This window comes from Cedecea colo (assembly GCF_011808225.1).
Lineage (GTDB): Bacteria > Pseudomonadota > Gammaproteobacteria > Enterobacterales > Enterobacteriaceae > Dryocola > Dryocola colo.
The window spans coordinates 59,460-77,351 of record NZ_SOYS01000002.1; the positions used below are offsets into that span (position 1 = coordinate 59,460).

At 54.3% G+C, this 17,892-nt stretch carries 16 protein-coding genes; 9 read left to right on the forward strand and 7 right to left on the reverse strand.

Going from position 1 to position 17,892, the window contains the following annotated elements; genetic code table 11:
* Nucleotides 1-16: 16 nt before the first annotated feature.
* Together minD and minE are read left to right on the forward strand one after the other, a co-directional pair.
* Nucleotides 17-829, forward strand: a complete 813-nt coding sequence (minD, locus tag E2L00_RS04635) for a septum site-determining protein MinD (protein WP_167607724.1) — start codon at nucleotides 17-19, stop codon at nucleotides 827-829.
* A 3-nt stretch (nucleotides 830-832) separates the two neighbouring features.
* The gene (gene minE / locus E2L00_RS04640; protein ID WP_167607727.1) at nucleotides 833-1,108 is read left to right on the forward strand and encodes a cell division topological specificity factor MinE; all 276 of its coding nucleotides are present in this window, start codon (nucleotides 833-835) and stop codon (nucleotides 1,106-1,108) included.
* Between the two features lie 151 nt (nucleotides 1,109-1,259).
* On the opposite strand, the gene rnd is transcribed toward minE, so the two are convergent.
* The 5 genes from rnd to E2L00_RS04665 form a co-directional block, all read right to left on the reverse strand.
* A complete protein-coding gene (gene rnd / locus E2L00_RS04645) occupies nucleotides 1,260-2,369 on the reverse strand; it encodes a ribonuclease D (protein WP_167607730.1) in 1,110 nt (369 codons plus the stop codon).
* Nucleotides 2,370-2,605: 236 nt separating this feature from the next.
* Complete coding sequence (fadD, locus tag E2L00_RS04650) at nucleotides 2,606-4,285, reverse strand: long-chain-fatty-acid--CoA ligase FadD (RefSeq protein WP_167607733.1); 1,680 nt, start codon at nucleotides 4,283-4,285, stop codon at nucleotides 2,606-2,608.
* 204 nt (nucleotides 4,286-4,489) lie between these two features.
* Complete coding sequence (locus E2L00_RS04655; RefSeq protein ID WP_167607736.1) at nucleotides 4,490-5,086, reverse strand: Slp family lipoprotein; 597 nt, start codon at nucleotides 5,084-5,086, stop codon at nucleotides 4,490-4,492.
* 46 nt (nucleotides 5,087-5,132) lie between these two features.
* Complete coding sequence (gene tsaB / locus E2L00_RS04660; protein ID WP_167607739.1) at nucleotides 5,133-5,828, reverse strand: tRNA (adenosine(37)-N6)-threonylcarbamoyltransferase complex dimerization subunit type 1 TsaB; 696 nt, start codon at nucleotides 5,826-5,828, stop codon at nucleotides 5,133-5,135.
* Nucleotides 5,829-5,911: 83 nt separating this feature from the next.
* Complete coding sequence (locus E2L00_RS04665; RefSeq protein WP_167607742.1) at nucleotides 5,912-7,822, reverse strand: DNA repair helicase YoaA; 1,911 nt, start codon at nucleotides 7,820-7,822, stop codon at nucleotides 5,912-5,914.
* 128 nt (nucleotides 7,823-7,950) lie between these two features.
* Between E2L00_RS04665 and E2L00_RS04670 the strand changes: the two genes are divergently transcribed.
* Nucleotides 7,951-8,295, forward strand: coding sequence for a RidA family protein (locus E2L00_RS04670; protein WP_167607745.1), 345 nt, complete (start codon nucleotides 7,951-7,953; stop codon nucleotides 8,293-8,295).
* A 133-nt stretch (nucleotides 8,296-8,428) separates the two neighbouring features.
* On the opposite strand, the gene E2L00_RS04675 is transcribed toward E2L00_RS04670, so the two are convergent.
* On the reverse strand, nucleotides 8,429-8,671 hold the full coding sequence (locus tag E2L00_RS04675; RefSeq protein ID WP_167607748.1) for a YoaH family protein: 243 nt from the start codon (nucleotides 8,669-8,671) through the stop codon (nucleotides 8,429-8,431).
* A gap of 110 nt (nucleotides 8,672-8,781) precedes the next feature.
* Here E2L00_RS04675 and pabB point away from each other — a divergent pair, with 110 nt between their 5' ends.
* The 4 genes from pabB (at nucleotide 8,782) to E2L00_RS04695 (ending at nucleotide 14,035) form a co-directional block, all read left to right on the forward strand.
* Nucleotides 8,782-10,143, forward strand: coding sequence for an aminodeoxychorismate synthase component 1 (gene pabB / locus E2L00_RS04680; RefSeq protein ID WP_167607751.1), 1,362 nt, complete (start codon nucleotides 8,782-8,784; stop codon nucleotides 10,141-10,143).
* Nucleotides 10,144-10,146: 3 nt separating this feature from the next.
* Complete coding sequence (locus tag E2L00_RS04685) at nucleotides 10,147-10,734, forward strand: CoA pyrophosphatase (RefSeq protein WP_167607754.1); 588 nt, start codon at nucleotides 10,147-10,149, stop codon at nucleotides 10,732-10,734.
* Between the two features lie 200 nt (nucleotides 10,735-10,934).
* A complete protein-coding gene (sdaA, locus tag E2L00_RS04690) occupies nucleotides 10,935-12,299 on the forward strand; it encodes an L-serine ammonia-lyase (protein ID WP_167607757.1) in 1,365 nt (454 codons plus the stop codon).
* A gap of 140 nt (nucleotides 12,300-12,439) precedes the next feature.
* The gene (locus E2L00_RS04695; RefSeq protein ID WP_167607760.1) at nucleotides 12,440-14,035 is read left to right on the forward strand and encodes an EAL domain-containing protein; all 1,596 of its coding nucleotides are present in this window, start codon (nucleotides 12,440-12,442) and stop codon (nucleotides 14,033-14,035) included.
* Here the strand turns inward: E2L00_RS04695 and yoaE are convergent, their stop codons facing one another.
* The gene (yoaE, locus tag E2L00_RS04700) at nucleotides 14,036-15,595 is read right to left on the reverse strand and encodes a CNNM family cation transport protein YoaE (protein WP_167607763.1); all 1,560 of its coding nucleotides are present in this window, start codon (nucleotides 15,593-15,595) and stop codon (nucleotides 14,036-14,038) included.
* Nucleotides 15,596-16,040: 445 nt separating this feature from the next.
* On the opposite strand from yoaE, the gene manX reads away from it, so the two are divergent.
* Both manX and E2L00_RS04710 read left to right on the forward strand, forming a co-directional pair.
* On the forward strand, nucleotides 16,041-17,003 hold the full coding sequence (gene manX, locus E2L00_RS04705) for a PTS mannose transporter subunit IIAB (RefSeq protein ID WP_167607765.1): 963 nt from the start codon (nucleotides 16,041-16,043) through the stop codon (nucleotides 17,001-17,003).
* Nucleotides 17,004-17,079: 76 nt separating this feature from the next.
* Complete coding sequence (locus E2L00_RS04710) at nucleotides 17,080-17,880, forward strand: PTS mannose/fructose/sorbose transporter subunit IIC (protein WP_167607766.1); 801 nt, start codon at nucleotides 17,080-17,082, stop codon at nucleotides 17,878-17,880.
* Nucleotides 17,881-17,892: the final 12 nt, after the last annotated feature.

The window sequence follows — 17,892 nt, forward strand, 5'->3', positions numbered from 1 at the left end:
AACAAGGAATTCCTTTATGGCACGCATTATTGTTGTTACATCGGGTAAAGGGGGCGTCGGTAAGACCACGTCCAGCGCGGCCATCGCTACGGGTTTGGCCCAGAAGGGAAGAAAAACCGTCGTTATCGATTTTGATATCGGTCTGCGTAACCTGGATTTGATCATGGGTTGCGAACGCCGGGTAGTGTACGATTTTGTTAACGTCATTCAGGGCGATGCGACGCTTAACCAGGCGCTTATTCGCGATAAACGTACCGAGCAGCTATATATCCTGCCGGCATCGCAAACCCGCGATAAAGACGCGCTGACCCGCGAAGGCGTGGCTAAAGTGCTCGACGATTTAAAAAACATGGATTTCGAATTCATCGTTTGCGACTCGCCTGCCGGTATCGAAACCGGGGCGCTGATGGCGTTGTACTTTGCCGATGAAGCCATTATCACCACCAACCCGGAAGTCTCTTCGGTGCGTGACTCAGACCGCATCCTCGGCATTCTGTCATCCAAATCCCGTCGCGCTGAAAATGGCGAAGACCCGATTAAAGAGCACCTGTTACTCACCCGCTACAATCCTGGCCGTGTGAACCGTGGCGACATGCTGAGCATGGAAGACGTGTTAGAAATTCTGCGCATTCCTCTTGTAGGTGTGATCCCGGAAGATCAATCCGTGCTGCGCGCCTCAAACCAGGGCGAACCTGTTATCCTGGATGCTGAAGCAGATGCAGGCCAGGCCTATGCAGATACCGTTGAACGTCTTCTCGGAGAAGAACGTCCTTTCCGCTTCATTGAAGAAGAGAAGAAAGGTTTCCTCAAACGCCTGTTCGGAGGATAAGTTATGGCATTACTAGACTTTTTTCTCTCACGGAAAAAGAACACCGCTAATATCGCTAAAGAGCGACTGCAGATTATTGTGGCAGAACGCCGCCGCGGCGACAGTGAACCGCACTATTTACCACAGTTAAAACGCGATATCCTGGAAGTGATTTGTAAATATGTTCAGATCGATCCGGAAATGCTGACCGTCGTGCTCGATCAAAAAGATGATGATATTTCCGTTCTGGAACTTAACGTCACCTTACCGGAGCATCAGGAAACATCGAAATCCGCCTGATACAAATAATAAACCCCCTGCTTTAACCAGGGGGTTTATTATATCGGGCTTATGTCGGTGTTATTTATAAAGTAACTATTGTTTAATAGCTTTTTATATTCGCCTGACCTGTTCGCCCTCACTGTATTTATTTACAGGTCTTTGCGGGCTGTCAATAATCCGCCAGCAGCGTTTTAAGCTTGTCGCCCAATAATTCGCCGCGCCAGCCGCTGATTAATTCCGGGGCCGTGGTCTTCGTTTTTAATTGCCAGTGCCAGTTGAGCAACTGATTAATCTGGCGACGCGAGGCGAGCAACTCTGCGCTTAAGCCGCTGGTTTCACTGACTTCCTGCACTGATGCTTTAATAGCCTTAAACACCTTACGGTAGCCTGGCATATCCACCAGATTGCTCAGCGGTGCTGGCCACTGCTCTTCAGGCAACGCCTGCGCCTCGGCTACCAGCGCCAGCAGCGTTTTGCCATGGAAACGGATCTCACTGCCGCTCAGGCCAAGGCTTTCCAGTTCACCCAGCGAGCCCGGCATATAGCGTGCAACCTGCCAGAGGTGCTCTTCACGCACGACAAAATTGACGGCCATATCACGCTCACGCGCCTTGCGCAGGCGCCATGAAGCCAGTTTTTTCAGGCAGGCAAGCTGACGGGTCCGTAACTGCCACGCATTGCCGATGTCACGCCACGCCTCTTCCGGGTCGAGAATTTCCTGACGGCGATTTGCCATAAGGTTGCATTCGTCCAGCGCCGCTTTCATCCAGCCCGCCGCTTCCGTTTCTTCCATCAGCTTGTGCGCGATGGGCAGCAGATAGAACACATCCGCCGCAGCGTAATCGCACTGACGCGCGGTCAGCGGGCGCGCCAGCCAGTCGGTACGTGATTCGCTTTTATCCAGCGCGATGCCCGTGTACGCCTCCACAATCGTGGCAAAACCACAGGAAAGCGCGCGCCCGCTGAAGGCGGCAAGGATTTGGGTATCGATAAACGGATCCGGCAGCGTACCGAAGGTGTTCAGGAATACCTCCAGATCTTCGCTACCGGCGTGCAAGAACTTAATCACCTTGCTGTCCTGCAATAGCGCTTTAAACGGCGACCAGTCCGTGATGGTTAACGGATCGATAAGGGAAACTTGTACGCCATCATAAAGTTGAATCAGGCCAAGCTGCGGGTAATAAGTACGCGTACGGACAAATTCAGTGTCCAGCGCCAGGGCGGGCACCTGACGAGCGGCCAGGCAAACCCCGGCCAGCGCTTCATCAGTGGTAATCATATGGTAAGTCAAGTTCGGTTCTCTTAGGTTTGCGCTCATAAAAAACGCCGGATCGCCGGCGTTACAGGACGCTGAATAAATTCACTGTTCTTAACAGTACCTAACAGGACTAGTAAAAACAAAGAATGAGATCTTCTGATTGGCTCCGGACCGCCGGAAAACACGTTTTCGGCTGTTTGTCAGCGATAAAAAACGCCGGCTTACCGGCGGTCGGCGACTGACCCGAAGTTCAGGCGTTATTGTTGATCGGTCTTAGCTGCTTCGTCACGTAGTTCTCGTCGTAAAATTTTTCCGACGTTAGATTTTGGCAGCGCTTCGCGGAACTCAATCAGTTTAGGCACTTTATAAGCGGTAAGGTGGCGGCGGCAGAATGTCACCAGCGATGCTTCGCTAAGCGCAGGATCTTTTTTGACCACGAAGATTTTCACCGTTTCACCGGATGCTCCGCCGGGCACTCCCACGGCGGCCACTTCAAGCACGCCAGGATGCTGCATCACCACGTCTTCGATTTCGTTCGGGTAGACGTTAAAACCGGACACGAGGATCATATCTTTCTTGCGATCGACAATGCGCATAAAGCCTTCTTCGTCCATCGTTGCGATATCGCCGGTGCGTAACCAGCCATCCTGCATAATTTCGTCAGTGGCATCCGGACGCTGCCAGTAACCCAGCATGACCTGCGGGCCTTTCACGCACAGCTCGCCCGGTTCGCCCGCTGGCGCTTCGTTACCTTCATCGTCGATAAGTTTCACTTCCGTAGAAGGCACCGGCAGCCCAATGCTGCCGCTGTGATAATCGATATCGTGCGGGTTTGCGCTCACCAGTGGCGCGCATTCGGTCAGGCCGTAACCTTCAAGCAGATAACGCCCCGTAAGTTTTTCCCAGCGCTCTGCCACCACGTGCTGCACCGGCATGCCGCCGCCTGCGGAAAGATGCAGGCTTGAGAAATCGAGCTGCTGGAACTCCTTATTATTCAGCAAGGCGTTAAACAAGGTGTTCACGCCGGTCATCGCCGTGAATTTGTATTTGCTCAGCTCTTTCACCAGGCCCGGAATATCACGCGGGTTGGTGATCAACAGGTTCTGGCCGCCCAGGTCGATAAACAACAGGCAGTTCATGGTCAGCGCGAAGATGTGATAAAGCGGTAACGCGGTTACTACCAGCTCTTTACGCTCGAACAGCAGCGGGCTGTAAGCCGCTCTCACCTGCTCCAGGTTTGCCAGCATGTTGCGATGGGTCAGCATTGCGCCTTTCGCGACGCCCGTTGTACCGCCGGTATATTGCAGGAATGCCAGATCGGTGCCAATGACTTCCGGTTTGATGTACTGCATCCGGTAGCCGTTGTGTAAGGCGCTACGGAAAGAGAGAGCGTCCGGCAGGTGATATTTTGGCACCAGGCGCTTGATATATTTGACGACAAAGTTAACTACCGTGCCTTTCGCCGCCGAGAGCTGATCGCCCATGCGGGTCAAAATGACGTGCTTAACCTGGGTTTTATCGACGATTTTTTCAAGGGTGTGGGCAAAGTTGGAGACAATGACGATAGCGCTTGCGCCGCTGTCGTTGAGCTGGTGTTCAAGCTCGCGCGGGGTATAGAGCGGGTTGACGTTAACCACCACCATCCCTGCGCGTAAAATACCGAACAGCGCTACCGGGTACTGCAGCAGATTTGGCATCATCAGCGCTACGCGATCGCCTTTTTGCAGGCCAAGCCCCTGTTGCAGATAAGCCGCAAAAGCACGACTGCGCTCTTCCAGCTTACGGAAAGTCATTACTTCGCCCATATTTACGAACGCAGGCTGATCCGCGTAGCGCGTTGTCGCCTGCTCAAACATATCAACCAGGGATTGATAACGATCGGGATTAATCTCAGCCGCAACGTCGGCCGGGTAGCGGTTAAGCCAAACCTTCTTCAAGGATTCACCTCTGAATTTATTATTTTCCGTCATCACAACCCCAATTAACATACACGCTGTTAACATAATATTAACTCAGCGTACCAGTTTATTAATTCGCCTCATTTAAGGTTGCGAAGCGCATCACTAATTTTTTTTATTCCGTCCTGGAAATAAATAAACAGCGGACCAGCCGCTGTTTAAAATTTATTAAAAAACAAAAAGTTACTCGGTTACGATGGTCTGCACCTGTGCAGGGCCTGGATTATACCAGCCGGCTGTGCCCCACATGCCATAATGGCCGCGGTACGGATAAGCTCCGCCCCAGAACCAGGGATCGATGGGCTGCGGCGGCATCATAACCTGCTGCGTAACGTGCCAGCGCTTGTAACCGTTGACCTGCATCAGCATAAATTTATATGGCGTTTCGCCAACCTTGCCATCCACGGTACCTGTAATCGGCCCGACGACCGTCACCAGCTGACCACGGAAATCGACCGGGTCAAGAAAACCGTTCACGTCGGCATAAATGCGTCCTTTCGAAGGTTCGCCCAGCTGCGGACGAGCGCCTTCATCCAGGCTCACCGTCGCGATTTCCAGACGGGTTTTACCTTGCCGGTTGTCGATATTAACCACCCGCCCGCCAAAACGCGCTTCCTGACCAACGTACAGTTCAGGCGCGCCCATCACCTGCACCAGATTCTGTTGAGGCGTCGCGCTGGTGCCCTTGATGGCATCCGGCACCGTCACACAGCCGCTCAGCAGTAGCGTGGCGACGAGAGCCAATAAGCCACCGTACTTCCTGACATTACAATCTGCCATACCCCATCTCCTTATACCGCGTTACGCGCCCTGGTAACGCTGAGTATCACTCTTTGCCGGGAAGTTTCTTCCATGTCACTTCGTTACGCAGATAGACCGGCTCCGCATGTTCAACCGCCACGGTGCGTTTTGCATTAAATGCCTGAATCGCCAGCGGCAACATATCTTCAGCCGTGGGAAGGGTAATCTGCCCGTCACGCACAGCTACGCTGCCGTTGCTCGCCATCTCAGGCCACGCCTGCCAGCCGGTGCCGACCGTAGCCCAGTCGCCGTTAAGCTGCTTCAACCGTTCGGCAACCGCCTCCGGCTTTAATACCGCTTCGGTTTCTTCGCCGTGCCATACGCCCTGCTCGTCACGCTGGTATTCGGCCCAGTAGACTTCGCCCATGCGTGCATCAATAGCGGCCAGCACGCGCGTTGCGCCAGTCAAACGCCAGGCGCCCTGGGCCATCATCGCAAGCGTTGAAACGCCGATCATCGGCAGTTCAGCGCCCAGAGCCAGCCCCTGCGCAATACCAATACCAATACGCACGCCGGTGAAACTTCCCGGCCCTCGCCCGTAAGCGAGTGCGTTAAGCTCAGACAAGGAAAGGCCGCCCTGGTTCAGGATGTCCCGCACCAGAGGCAAAATACGCTGGGTATGTTCGCGCGGGCAGAGTTCGAAATGGGCACGGGCTGTGCCGTCGTTATACAGGGCAACCGAACAGGCTTCTGTCGCGGTATCGATGGCTAAAATTCGCATGGACTGGCCAACCTCTGGCGAGAATCTAAGGTAAAAAAACAAGGTCAAAAATCGGCGCGCATCATACCATAGCCTGGCACAAATTACTGCGTCGGTGGGGAGTGAAGGAACTCGACTGCCCGCTTTATGTCCCGCGTGCGCGGCGTGGGCGGCAGGCTGTTCAGGAATACCGCGCCATAGGGACGCATCACCAGACGGTTGTCGCAGATAACCAGCACGCCCCGGTCATCCACGTCGCGGATCAGGCGACCGACGCCCTGTTTTAGGGTGATAACCGCATCGGGAAGCTGTACGTCATCAAACGGATCTCCGCCGCGAATGCGGCAGTCTTCCATGCGCGCTTTAAGCAGCGGATCATCCGGGGAGGTAAACGGCAGCTTGTCGATAATCACCAGCGACAGCGCATCGCCGCGTACGTCCACCCCTTCCCAGAAACTGCTGGTTGCCACCAGCAAGGCGTTCCCGGCGCTGACAAACTGTTCCAGCAACTGACCTTTGCTGGTTTCCCCCTGCAATAAAACAGGTAACGTCATGCTGGCCCTGAACTGCCCGGCCAGTTCGCGCATCATAGAATGCGAGGTGCAGAGCATGAAGCAACGCCCGTTGTTGGCTTCAATCAGCGGCTGGAGCATTTTTGCTAAATGACGGGCGGCATGGGGCTGATTCGGCGTAGGCAAACCGCGCGGCACGCATAAAAGCGCCTGAGTGGCGTAATCAAACGGGCTCGCCAGCAGCAGCGTTTCCGCATTATCGATGCCTAAACGGTCGGTGAAGTGGCTAAGCCTATCGTTCACCGAAAGCGTTGCCGAGGTGAAAATCCACGTGCCGGCCTTCTGGGCAATAACTTCTTTGAATTTATCGGCAACGGAAAGCGGCGTTAGCGCCAGCGTGAAATGACGCGAGTTGCACTCATACCAGTAGCTATAGCCCGGCTGGTCAACGTCTTTCAGGCGTTTGATACGGCTGCGGTAAATTACCGCTCGCTCAAATGCGGCATCCAGTAGTGCGGAACGGCCAAGCGAAAGCTTAGCCACGTCATAACAAAGCTCCAGCGCATCATCGAGCAGTAACAACGCGCGCTGGATAGCTGGCTGAGCAAGCAGTTCGCGCAGATTGCCACGATAGCCCGGATCGCCAAGCTGCAGGCGAAAATCCTGCGTGCTTTGCGCCAGGCGGTCGGCGCTTTTCTGTAACTGCTGGGCATCGCGCACTTCGGTGCGATAGGCAATAGAAATGTCTTTCGCCAGATCCAAAAGTTGACGGCTTGAGACCGACTGGCCGAAATACTGGCTGGCGATATCCGGGATCTGGTGCGCTTCATCGAAGATCATCACTTCGGCTTCCGGAATAAGCTCCGCAAAGCCGCTCTCTTTGACCACCATATCGGCAAGAAACAGGTGATGGTTAACCACCACCACGTCCGCATCCATCGCCTTTTTACGCGCTTTGACGACGAAGCAGTCTTTATACAGCGGGCAATCCTGACCAAGACAGTTATCGTTGGTGCTGGTTACCAGCGGCCAGACGGTAGAGTCTTCCGCCACGTTAACGCAGGTGCTGATATCGCCATCGACGGCTTCGATGGCCCAGCTACGAAGCTGTATCACTTCGCTTAACGTTTGCACCGGCAAATCTCCGCCCGCCAGCGCCTGCTGTTCAAGGCGTTCCAGGCAGAGGTAGTTTGAGCGGCCTTTCAGTAGCGCAAGACGCCCTTTAAAATCAAGGGCCTTCGCCACGGTAGGTAAGTCGCGGGAATAAAGCTGATCCTGAAGCGCTTTGGAGCCGGTGGAGATAATGACTTTTTTACCGGAGCGCAGGGCAGGCGCGAGATAGGCGTAGGTTTTCCCTGTACCGGTTCCCGCTTCAACCACTAATTCACGCCCATCGGTAATAGCTTTGCTGACGGCCTGCGCCATTTCGCGCTGTGGCTCACGCGGTTTAAAACCTGGTATCGCCAGAGCGAGCTGACCGTCTGCTGCAAAATCGTCCGTCACATTACCCCCTGGATTTGTGCCCGCGATTATGTCAGCCCTGACGTGGTTAATCCAGCAAGCAGGTGGAAGCGAGCCTGCGATTATGGCAGTCTGTTGGCAAAAATAAGTCCGTTGATAAGGAATAAGTCATGAGTATTGTGCGTATCAAACCTGAAGCGCGTATGTCCGATGCGGTTATCCATAACCAGGTACTTTATTACACCGGCGTGCCGGAAAACCTGGATGCGGACGCCTACGAACAGACCGCTAATACCCTGGCGCAAATCGATGCGTTGCTAGAAGAGTTGGGCAGCGATAAAACACGCATTCTGGACGCCACCCTCTTTTTACCCGACGCGGCTGACTTTGCGGCGATGAACAAAGCCTGGGATGAGTGGGTTGTGGCAGGCCAGGCGCCCGTACGCTGCACCGTACAGGCGAAGCTGATGAATCCGCGTTACAAGATTGAGATTAAAATTATCGCGGCGGTGTGAGCGTGCTCCCCGGGGCGACCCTGAGGTGCGGCGTCCCTCCGGGAACCTGGCTCAGGTTTCCTCTGATAATAAGCTGAAGAGCAAACTTTATAGGGTGGCCAAGCGTTAGCGTTAGCGTCATCCACCGTAAAAGTTAATCGTCCTCCTGATCGCTGTCGGGGCCGTGGCCGTAATCCGGCTGCTCTTCAGGCGTCTGCTCTTCTTCATCATCTTCAAAACGAGCAACTATCATGTCGCCGGTATGCGTGGCGCGGATCTCTGCCGCAACGACGGTGATGGCTTCTCCGCTACTCATACCCTGCGCCATAAGCTCCTGAATACGCTCCACGGCCTGCTGCTGCTGCGCATGGGACAGTGCTGGTAAACCTGAAATCATCGTAGGCTCCTGTTACATTGCTGGATGTTAATTATATTTCATGCCGCATCAGTTGATGCCTGAAAGTCGTTTTTGTGGCAGGCTGGCGGCTTTTGTTGCAGGTTGTGGTTATGACGTCGCAAACTCCCGCTTTTCGCACCCTTCCCTGGCAGCCAGACGCTGTTCAACACTATTTTGCCGCCCTTGCCGATGAGCCGTGGGCGATGCTGCTGCATTCGGGTTTTGCCGATCATCCGCATAACCGTTTTGATATTCTGGTCGCCCAACCTCGCGCCACGCTGGTTACCCGAGGTCCGCAAACAACCTGCACGGTCAACGGCGTCACGTCAGAGCATCCCGACGATCCGCTGGCTTTACTGCAACAGACTTTGGACAGTTTTGGGCTGAGGCCGCAAACGAGTCCGGATTTACCGTTTTCAGGCGGTGCGCTGGGGCTGTTTGGCTACGACCTGGGCCGCCATTTTGAAAAAATCCCACGTCTGGCGCAAGCCTCCGCACACACGCCGGATATGGCCGTGGGGATTTATGACTGGGCGCTGATTGCCGATCATCATCAACAGCGGGTAACGCTGCTGAGCTGGGGCGATATTTTAGCACGCTTAGACTGGCTGAAATCGCTGTCTGCTCCGGTTCGTGAACCGTTCCGCCTGACGAGTTCATGGCAATCCAACATGACGCGCGAGCAGTATGGACGTAATTTCCGCCAGGTACAGGAATATCTTCTCAGCGGCGATTGTTATCAGGTTAATCTTGCCCAGCGCTTCAGCGCTTCCTACGCCGGGGACGAGTGGCAGGCGTTCAACAAGCTGAACGCCGCCAACCGCGCGCCCTTTAGCGCTTTTATCCGTCTGCCGGACAGCGCGATTTTAAGCCTTTCCCCGGAACGTTTCATTTTGCTGGCAGGTAAAAAGATCCAGACTCGCCCGATTAAAGGCACGTTGCCGCGTCTTGCTGACCCGCATGAAGATGCGAAACAGGCCGGGAAACTTGCCGGTTCCCCTAAAGATCGCGCTGAAAATCTGATGATTGTCGATCTGCTGCGCAACGATATTGGCCGGGTAGCGGTTCCCGGCAGTGTGCGCGTACCGGAGCTGTTTGTGGTTGAGCCGTTCCCGGCTGTGCATCACCTCGTCAGCACTATTACGGCCGAGCTTCCTGAATCGTTGCGGGCAACGGACTTGCTGCGCGCCTGTTTCCCCGGCGGATCTATAACCGGCGCGCCAAAAGTCAGAGCGATGGAAATCATCGAAGAACTGGAGCCGCAACGGCGCAATGCATGGTGTGGAAGCATCGGCTATATCAGCTTTTGCGGCAACATGGATACCAGCATTACCATCCGCACCATCATCGCAGAGAGCGGCAAACTGTATTGCTCCGCAGGCGGTGGTATCGTTGCCGACAGCACTGAGACGGCTGAATATCAGGAAACTTTTGATAAAGTTAACCGTATCCTTCCTCTCCTGGAGAACTGATGCATGTCCGGCCCGTCCCTGACGCTGAACGACTTTTTATCGCGCTTCCAGATGTTACGGCCATCCAGCGCGCGCCTGAGCAACCTGAGCAATAATAAACGCCAGGCCGCCGTGCTGGTGCCGATTGTACGCCGTCCGCAGCCAGGCCTGCTTCTGACGCAGCGTTCGCCGCTGCTTCGCAAGCATCCCGGCCAGGTTGCTTTCCCCGGCGGAGCCGTGGATAGTTCGGACGCCTCGCTTATCGCCGCGGCCCTGCGCGAGGCGCATGAAGAGGTCGCCATTCCGCCCGACTCAGTGGAAGTTATCGGTATTCTGCCGCCGGTAGACAGCGTGACGGGTTTTCAGGTCACGCCCGTTGTCGGCATCATTCCGGCGAACCTGCCTTATCACGCATGCGAAGACGAAGTCTCCGCCGTGTTTGAAATGCCGCTAATGGAAGCGCTAAGCCTTGGCCGCTATCATCCGCTGGATATCCATCGTCGTGGCAACGCCCACCGCGTCTGGCTTTCCTGGTATCAACACTATTTCGTCTGGGGAATGACCGCAGGCATTATCCGCGAGCTGGCTTTACAGACAGGTGTGGAACCTTGATCACCCTTTAATTCTACCAAAGAGGCTATATTTAGCAGAGAGTCTTGCTATGAAACGGCTGATATTAGGTGTTTTATCATTAATCATTAGTTTAATTCATGTGAATAGTTTACTCAGCGCATCAATAAATTTTTAAACTAGTGACCAGCTATTTTTTAGCATCATATTTTACGAACGCGGTGCCTCAGAGGAGTTTTAACGTGATTAGCATATTCGACATGTTCAAAGTCGGCATTGGGCCATCCAGCTCCCATACCGTCGGGCCGATGAAAGCCGGTAAGCAGTTTGTCGACTCGCTAGTTGAACAAGGACTGCTTGAGAGCACCACGCGTATTGCTGTGGATGTCTACGGTTCCCTGTCCTTAACGGGTAAAGGTCACCACACGGATATCGCCATTATTATGGGCCTTGCGGGCAACCAGCCGGATAACGTGGATATCGACGCTATTCCGGGGTTTATCCGCGACGTTGAAGCGCGTGACCGTTTATGGCTGGCGCAGGGTCGTCATGAAGTCGACTTCCCGCAAGACAACGGCATGCGTTTTAGCCGCGATAACCTGCCGCTGCATGAAAATGGCATGACAATCCACGCTTATAGCGGCGACAAAGAGATCTACACCAAAACCTACTATTCTATCGGCGGCGGTTTTATCGTTGATGAAGAGCATTTTGGCAAAGATGCCGTCGATGAAATCGTCGTGCCTTACTCGTTCAACTCGGCGCAGGAAATGCTACAGCACTGCAAAGATACCGGCATGTCCCTCTCAGGCGTGATCATGCAGAACGAACTGGCCCTGCATAGCCGCAAAGAAATTGAAGCGTATTTCGCCAACGTATGGAGCACCATGCGCGCCTGTATCGACCGCGGCGTGAATACCGAAGGCGTGCTGCCTGGTCCGCTTCGCGTGCCGCGTCGCGCCTCCGCGCTGCGTCGTATGCTGGTTTCCAGCGACAAACTCTCTAACGATCCGATGAACGTGGTGGACTGGGTCAATATGTTCGCTCTGGCGGTTAACGAAGAGAATGCCGCTGGCGGACGCGTGGTTACAGCGCCAACTAACGGCGCCTGCGGTATCGTTCCGGCCGTGCTTGCCTATTACGATCATTTTATCGAATCGGTCAGCCCGGATACCTATATTCGTTACTTCCTGGCTTCGGGCGCTATTGGCGCGTTGTATAAAATGAACGCTTCTATTTCTGGCGCTGAAGTTGGCTGCCAGGGTGAAGTGGGCGTGGCCTGCTCGATGGCCGCCGCTGGTCTTGCCGAGATTCTGGGCGCAAGCCCGGAGCAGGTTTGCGTCGCCGCAGAAATCGGCATGGAACATAACCTTGGTCTGACCTGCGACCCGGTTGCAGGCCAGGTACAGGTGCCGTGTATCGAACGTAACGCGATTGCATCAGTAAAAGCGATTAACGCTACCCGCATGGCGATGCGCCGTACCAGCGAACCTCGTGTTTCTCTCGATAAGGTTATCGAGACGATGTACGAAACAGGCAAGGATATGAATGCTAAATACCGCGAAACCTCGCGCGGCGGCCTGGCCATAAAAGTCCAGTGCGACTGATTTATGACGGCGCCTTCTCCGGCGCCGTTTTTTACCTGCAAGAAACCCATCTCTTTCTCGTTGTAACCTCATTCCCCCACTACACTTTTAATGTTCTGCGTGCCGCTTCCGGTCGCAGTGCTGAGCAAAGGTGACCAGGGATGCAGACCGCACAACGTATCGTTAAGAGATATCTACGCAGACGCCTTATTGTCTGTGCTGCTATGGCCGTGCTGGTGCTCTTCCTGACGCTTATCGTGCGATACGTCGCTGAACGCAATCTCAACGAGCAGCGAATGCTGGCCTTCAGCACGCGCACTATCGCCACGCTTGAAAGCGTTCTTGCTCCGCTGGACGATATCGGTGCGGATGTCGTCCAGCTTGTCGGTACGCCCTGCGAAACCGCACAGCTCAGCATTCGTGAACACGCAGCCCGGATGCAGACCCTAAGATCCATCGCCTTGATTAAAGATGGGGTGCTGTATTGTTCGAGCATCTTTGGCCCCCGGAACGTTCCTGTTTCACAGCTTCAATCTCGCCTGCCGGCCTCGTCGCCTCTCCTGCTGCTTTCCACTGACAGCTCATTGCTTAAAGGCTCCCCGGTGCTGGTTTCCTGGCATCCGCTGGACAACAGCGGCCGGGATGGCGTAATGGAAGTTGTAAACATTGAGATGCTGACGGGCCTGATGTTTGAACCCGAGCGGCCCTGGGTAACACGCGCCGTGCTCAACGTGGCCGGCTCGCATCTGGAGCATGGAAAAGGTTTACTTACGCATGTGAGCGTTGAGCGCGGGCTGGTCAGCCGGCAAATAGCGTCGGAGAAATTTCCGTTTTCCGTTACCACCATTGGCCCGTCTGCCGGAGATTTGGCGTTAAAAAATCTGCCAGCGCAGCTTCCGCTGGCGCTGATCCTTAGCATGCTTATCGGTTATATCACCTGGCTTGCTACGGCAAACCGCATGAGTTTTTCCTGGGAGATTAACCTCGGCCTTGCGTCGCGGGAGTTTGAGGTCTTCTGTCAGCCGCTGCTGAATGCGCGAAATCTGCAGTGTACGGGCGTGGAATTGCTGCTGCGCTGGAACAACCCGCGTCAGGGATGGATATCGCCTGAAGTGTTTATTCCCCTTGCCGAACAACAGAATTTAATCGCGCCGTTAACGCGCTTCGTGCTGGATGAAACCGTGCGGCATCTGGATATGTTCCCGCAATCTCGCGACTTCCATATCGGCATTAACGTGGCGGCCAGCCACTTCCACAACGGCGAAATTATTGACGACCTGAAGCGCCACTGGTTCCCGTCACAGGCCATTCAGCAGCTCGTGCTGGAGTTAACCGAGCGCGATGCACTGCCGGATGTCGACTATCGCGTGGTGCGTGATTTGCACGGGCTGGGCATCGCTCTGGCAATTGATGATTTCGGCACCGGGCAGAGTTCGCTGACCTACCTTGAAACGCTAAATCCTGACGTGCTGAAAATTGATAAATCATTCACGGCAGCAATTGGTACGGATGCGGTAAACTCAACGGTGACTGATATTATTATCTCGCTGGCGCAGCGCCTGGGGATCTCTCTGGTGGCGGAAGGCGTGGAAACACCGCAGCAGGCAGAGTATCTGCGCAACCACGGTGTGAATGTTTTGCAAGGCTATTTGTACGCACGGCCTATGCCGTTAAAAGCGTTCCCGCTCTGGCTTGAGGGCCGCGATCCGCCTCCTCACCATAATGGTCAAGCTGTTCCGGCGTTACCGCTGCGCTGATTACTCTTCTTCATCCTGACGGGGATCGTGCTCTTTTACGACGCGAACCAGGTCCACGCGGTAATCGTTAGCTTCCACAATCTGGACGCTCAGCGGGGCAAACTCAATTACATCACCCTGTTTCGGGATCTGACCGTTAACTGCGATCAAAAGACCCGCAATAGAAGCAATGTCCTCTTCGTCATTGACCAGGGTATTGATATCCAGATGCTGCTGCAAAGCGTGCAGATCGGTTGAGCCTTTCACCAGCCAGCCGTCGCCATCACGAACAATTTCCGGCGTTTCATCGGCATCCGGGAACTCTCCGGCAATCGCTTCCAGCACGTCCAGCGGCGTGACCAGGCCCTGCACCACGCCAAATTCGTTGTTGACGATAACAAAGCTACCGCGGGCACGACGCAGTACGCCCAGCAGGTTAATTGGGTCCAGCGTTTCCGGCACCACGATTACCGGCGTCCGGGAAGCAACGGCCGTCACGTCCACACCTTTGTCGAGCGCCACCAGCAGCTCTTTAGCGCGCACAATGCCGATGATTTCATCCAGCTCGCCGCGACACACCGGGAACAGACTGTGTGGAGATTCCAGAAGCTGCTCGCGGATCTCTTCGACAGATTTTTGCGCATCGACCCAGGAAATTTCACCGCGTGGGGTCATGATGCTGCGCAACGAACGCGAGGCCAGCGTCAGCACGCCGTTAATCATGTAGCGTTCTTCAGCCGCAAAGGCTTCCGCTTCAATCGGCGTAATGGTTTTGCTCTCGTCACGCTCGACACGTTCCTGACGTTTGCCGTTCATCAGGCGCAGGATCGCATCGGCGGTACGGGCACGCAGCGGAACATTTGACTGATGACGAATAAAATTATGCCGCGCAATCTGGTTGAACAGTTCGATAATGATGGAGAAGCCGATAGCCGCATACAGATAGCCTTTCGGAATATGGAAGCCGAAACCCTCTGCTACAAGGCTAAGACCAATCATCAACAGGAAGCTCAGGCAAAGCACCACGACCGTAGGATGCTGGTTGACGAAGTTCGTCAGCGGCCTTGAGGCCAGCAGCATGACACCCATCGCAATAACGACCGCGGCCATCATTACCGGCAGGTGGTTGACCATACCCACAGCGGTAATCACCGCATCAAGCGAGAACACCGCGTCCAGGACGACAATCTGCAGCACGACAACCCAGAAGCTGGCATAGCCTTTTCCGTGACCGTCGCCATGCTGGCGATTTTCCAGCCGCTCATGCAATTCCGTCGTGGCTTTAAACAGCAGGAAGATCCCCCCGACCAGCATGATCAAATCACGCCCGGAGAAGGCCTTATCCATTACGCTGAACAGCGGTTGGGTGAGCGTCACCATCCATGAGATTAATGACAGCAAACCGAGTCGCATTACCAGAGCAAGGGATAAACCGATAATTCGCGCTTTATCCCGCTGTTTTGGCGGTAGTTTATCCGCAAGGATGGCGATAAACACCAGGTTATCGATACCCAGCACGATCTCCAGCACGACAAGCGTCAGCAAGCCCACCCAAATCTGGGGGTCGATTAAGAATTCCATGACAGGCTCCTGCAGCCGGAATGGCTAAACGGCACCACGGGATTTGCGGGCGCGATACTTTGGCTGGAATGGGTAAACGGACGGGAAAGGTCGCGTTGCTGGACTATGGCTTCAGTCCGGAAAGTGAAAAGACGTCGGTGACGGTCCATACGGTGGGCTACAGCCCTCTACTCCCTGGTAATTAAACAAGAGCTCAACATTATCAGAGCAAAAGCGTCTTTTGCAAAGATTTACCTGTCTTTGCAATTTTTCTGCAACCTGTAGCGGTCATATTCTGCGCTGTAGCTGGCTGAAGCCATAACAAAGTTAAATTACGGATGTTCATCACAAAAATTATTTTTTCACTGTCTAAAATAATTCAGGTAAATGGTTCAATTCTTCTTAACCCTTTATCTGAATCGATTCAAGCCATAGGGGCAGATGTACAAAACACAGGAGGTAGCGGGTGACTATTGCTATTGTCATAGGCACACACGGCTGGGCGGCGGAGCAACTGCTGAAAACCGCCGAAATGCTATTAGGCGAACAGGAAAACGTTGGCTGGATAGATTTCGTTCCCGGTGAAAATGCCGAAACGTTAATCGAAAAATACAACGCGCAGCTGGCGAATCTGGACACCGGTAAAGGTGTACTGTTTCTCGTCGATACCTGGGGCGGCAGCCCTTTCAATGCGGCAAGCCGTATTGTCGTCGATAAAGAGCATTACGAGGTCGTGGCCGGGGTTAATATTCCGATGCTGGTCGAGACGCTGATGGCGCGTGATGACAATCCCTCCTTTGACGAGCTGGTAGCGCTGGCGGTAGAAACGGGTCGCGAAGGCGTTAAGGCCCTGAAGGCTAAACCCGTCGAAAAAGCAGCACCCGTTGCGGCAGCGCCAAAAGCCGCAGCGCCGGCCAAGCCAATGGGTCCAAACGATTACATGAATATCGGCCTTGCGCGTATCGATGATCGTTTAATTCACGGCCAGGTCGCTACCCGCTGGACCAAAGAAACCAACGTAACCCGCATTATCGTCGTCAGTGATGAAGTGGCAGCCGATACCGTAAGGAAAACGCTGCTGACGCAGGTTGCTCCTCCTGGCGTTACCGCACACGTGGTGGACGTCGCTAAAATGATCCGCGTTTACAACAACCCGAAATATGCAGGCGATCGAGTGATGCTGCTCTTTACGAACCCGACCGACGTCGAGCGCATCGTAGAAGGCGGCGTGAGAATCACTTCTGTCAATATCGGCGGCATGGCGTTCCGCCAGGGCAAGACCCAGGTGAATAACGCTATTTCAGTCGATGAAAAAGATATTGCAGCCTTTAAGAAGCTGAACGAGCGCGGCATTGAGCTTGAAGCCCGTAAGGTCTCTACCGATCAAAAACTGAAAATGATGGATCTGATCGCGAAGGTGAAAAGCTAAATTCGCAGCCCGGATTTGCCTGACCTACTTTTTGCTCAGTTTTTACACTTAAGTCATACGTTTAAGGAGAAGTACAATGGAGATTACCACTCTTCAGATTGTGCTGGTGTTCATCGTAGCCTGTATTGCCGGTATGGAATCGGTCCTTGATGAATTTCAGTTCCACCGCCCGCTTGTCGCCTGTACGCTAATTGGTCTCGTACTGGGCGATATGAAAACCGGTATTATTATCGGCGGTACGCTCGAAATGATCGCGCTGGGCTGGATGAACATCGGTGCCGCCGTGGCGCCGGATGCCGCTCTCGCGTCCATTATTTCAACCATTCTGGTTATAGCCGGACATCAGGGCATCGGCTCTGGTATCGCCCTGGCTATTCCGCTGGCCGCCGCAGGCCAGGTACTAACCATTATCGTTCGTACTATTACCGTTGGTTTCCAGCACGCGGCGGATAAAGCTGCCGAAAATGGCAACCTCACGGCGCTTTCCTGGATCCACGTCTCCTCCCTGTTCCTGCAGGCAATGCGTATCGCCATCCCGGCGGTTATCGTGGCAATTTCTGTCGGTACCAGCGAAGTTCAGAACATGCTGAACGCCATTCCTGAGGTGGTAACCAGCGGCCTGAATATCGCTGGCGGCATGATCGTCGTTGTTGGTTACGCTATGGTTATCAACATGATGCGTGCTGGCTACCTGATGCCGTTCTTCTATCTGGGCTTCGTGACCGCCGCGTTTACCGAGTTCAACCTCGTTGCTTTGGGTGTGATTGGCGCCGTAATGGCCATCCTGTATATCCAACTGAGCCCGAAATACAACCGTTCCGCAGGTGCTCCGGCACAGGCTGCTGGTTCTAACGACCTCGATAACGAATTAGATTAATAGGTGAGCGAA

Excerpts from the sequence above, each read along its gene's own strand:
- E2L00_RS04710 (WP_167607766.1), top strand. The coding sequence starts at position 17,080 with ATGGAGATTACCACTCTTCAGATTGTGCTGGTGTTCATCGTAGCCTGT.
- E2L00_RS04670 (WP_167607745.1), top strand. The coding sequence starts at position 7,951 with ATGAGTATTGTGCGTATCAAACCTGAAGCGCGTATGTCCGATGCGGTT.
- tsaB (WP_167607739.1), bottom strand. The coding sequence starts at position 5,828 with ATGCGAATTTTAGCCATCGATACCGCGACAGAAGCCTGTTCGGTTGCC.
- E2L00_RS04655 (WP_167607736.1), bottom strand. The coding sequence starts at position 5,086 with ATGGCAGATTGTAATGTCAGGAAGTACGGTGGCTTATTGGCTCTCGTC.
- E2L00_RS04675 (WP_167607748.1), bottom strand. The coding sequence starts at position 8,671 with ATGATTTCAGGTTTACCAGCACTGTCCCATGCGCAGCAGCAGCAGGCC.
- yoaE (WP_167607763.1), bottom strand. The coding sequence starts at position 15,595 with ATGGAATTCTTAATCGACCCCCAGATTTGGGTGGGCTTGCTGACGCTT.
- E2L00_RS04685 (WP_167607754.1), top strand. The coding sequence starts at position 10,147 with ATGTCCGGCCCGTCCCTGACGCTGAACGACTTTTTATCGCGCTTCCAG.
- rnd (WP_167607730.1), bottom strand. The coding sequence starts at position 2,369 with ATGATTACCACTGATGAAGCGCTGGCCGGGGTTTGCCTGGCCGCTCGT.
- minD (WP_167607724.1), top strand. The coding sequence starts at position 17 with ATGGCACGCATTATTGTTGTTACATCGGGTAAAGGGGGCGTCGGTAAG.
- E2L00_RS04695 (WP_167607760.1), top strand. The coding sequence starts at position 12,440 with ATGCAGACCGCACAACGTATCGTTAAGAGATATCTACGCAGACGCCTT.
- pabB (WP_167607751.1), top strand. The coding sequence starts at position 8,782 with ATGACGTCGCAAACTCCCGCTTTTCGCACCCTTCCCTGGCAGCCAGAC.
- minE (WP_167607727.1), top strand. The coding sequence starts at position 833 with ATGGCATTACTAGACTTTTTTCTCTCACGGAAAAAGAACACCGCTAAT.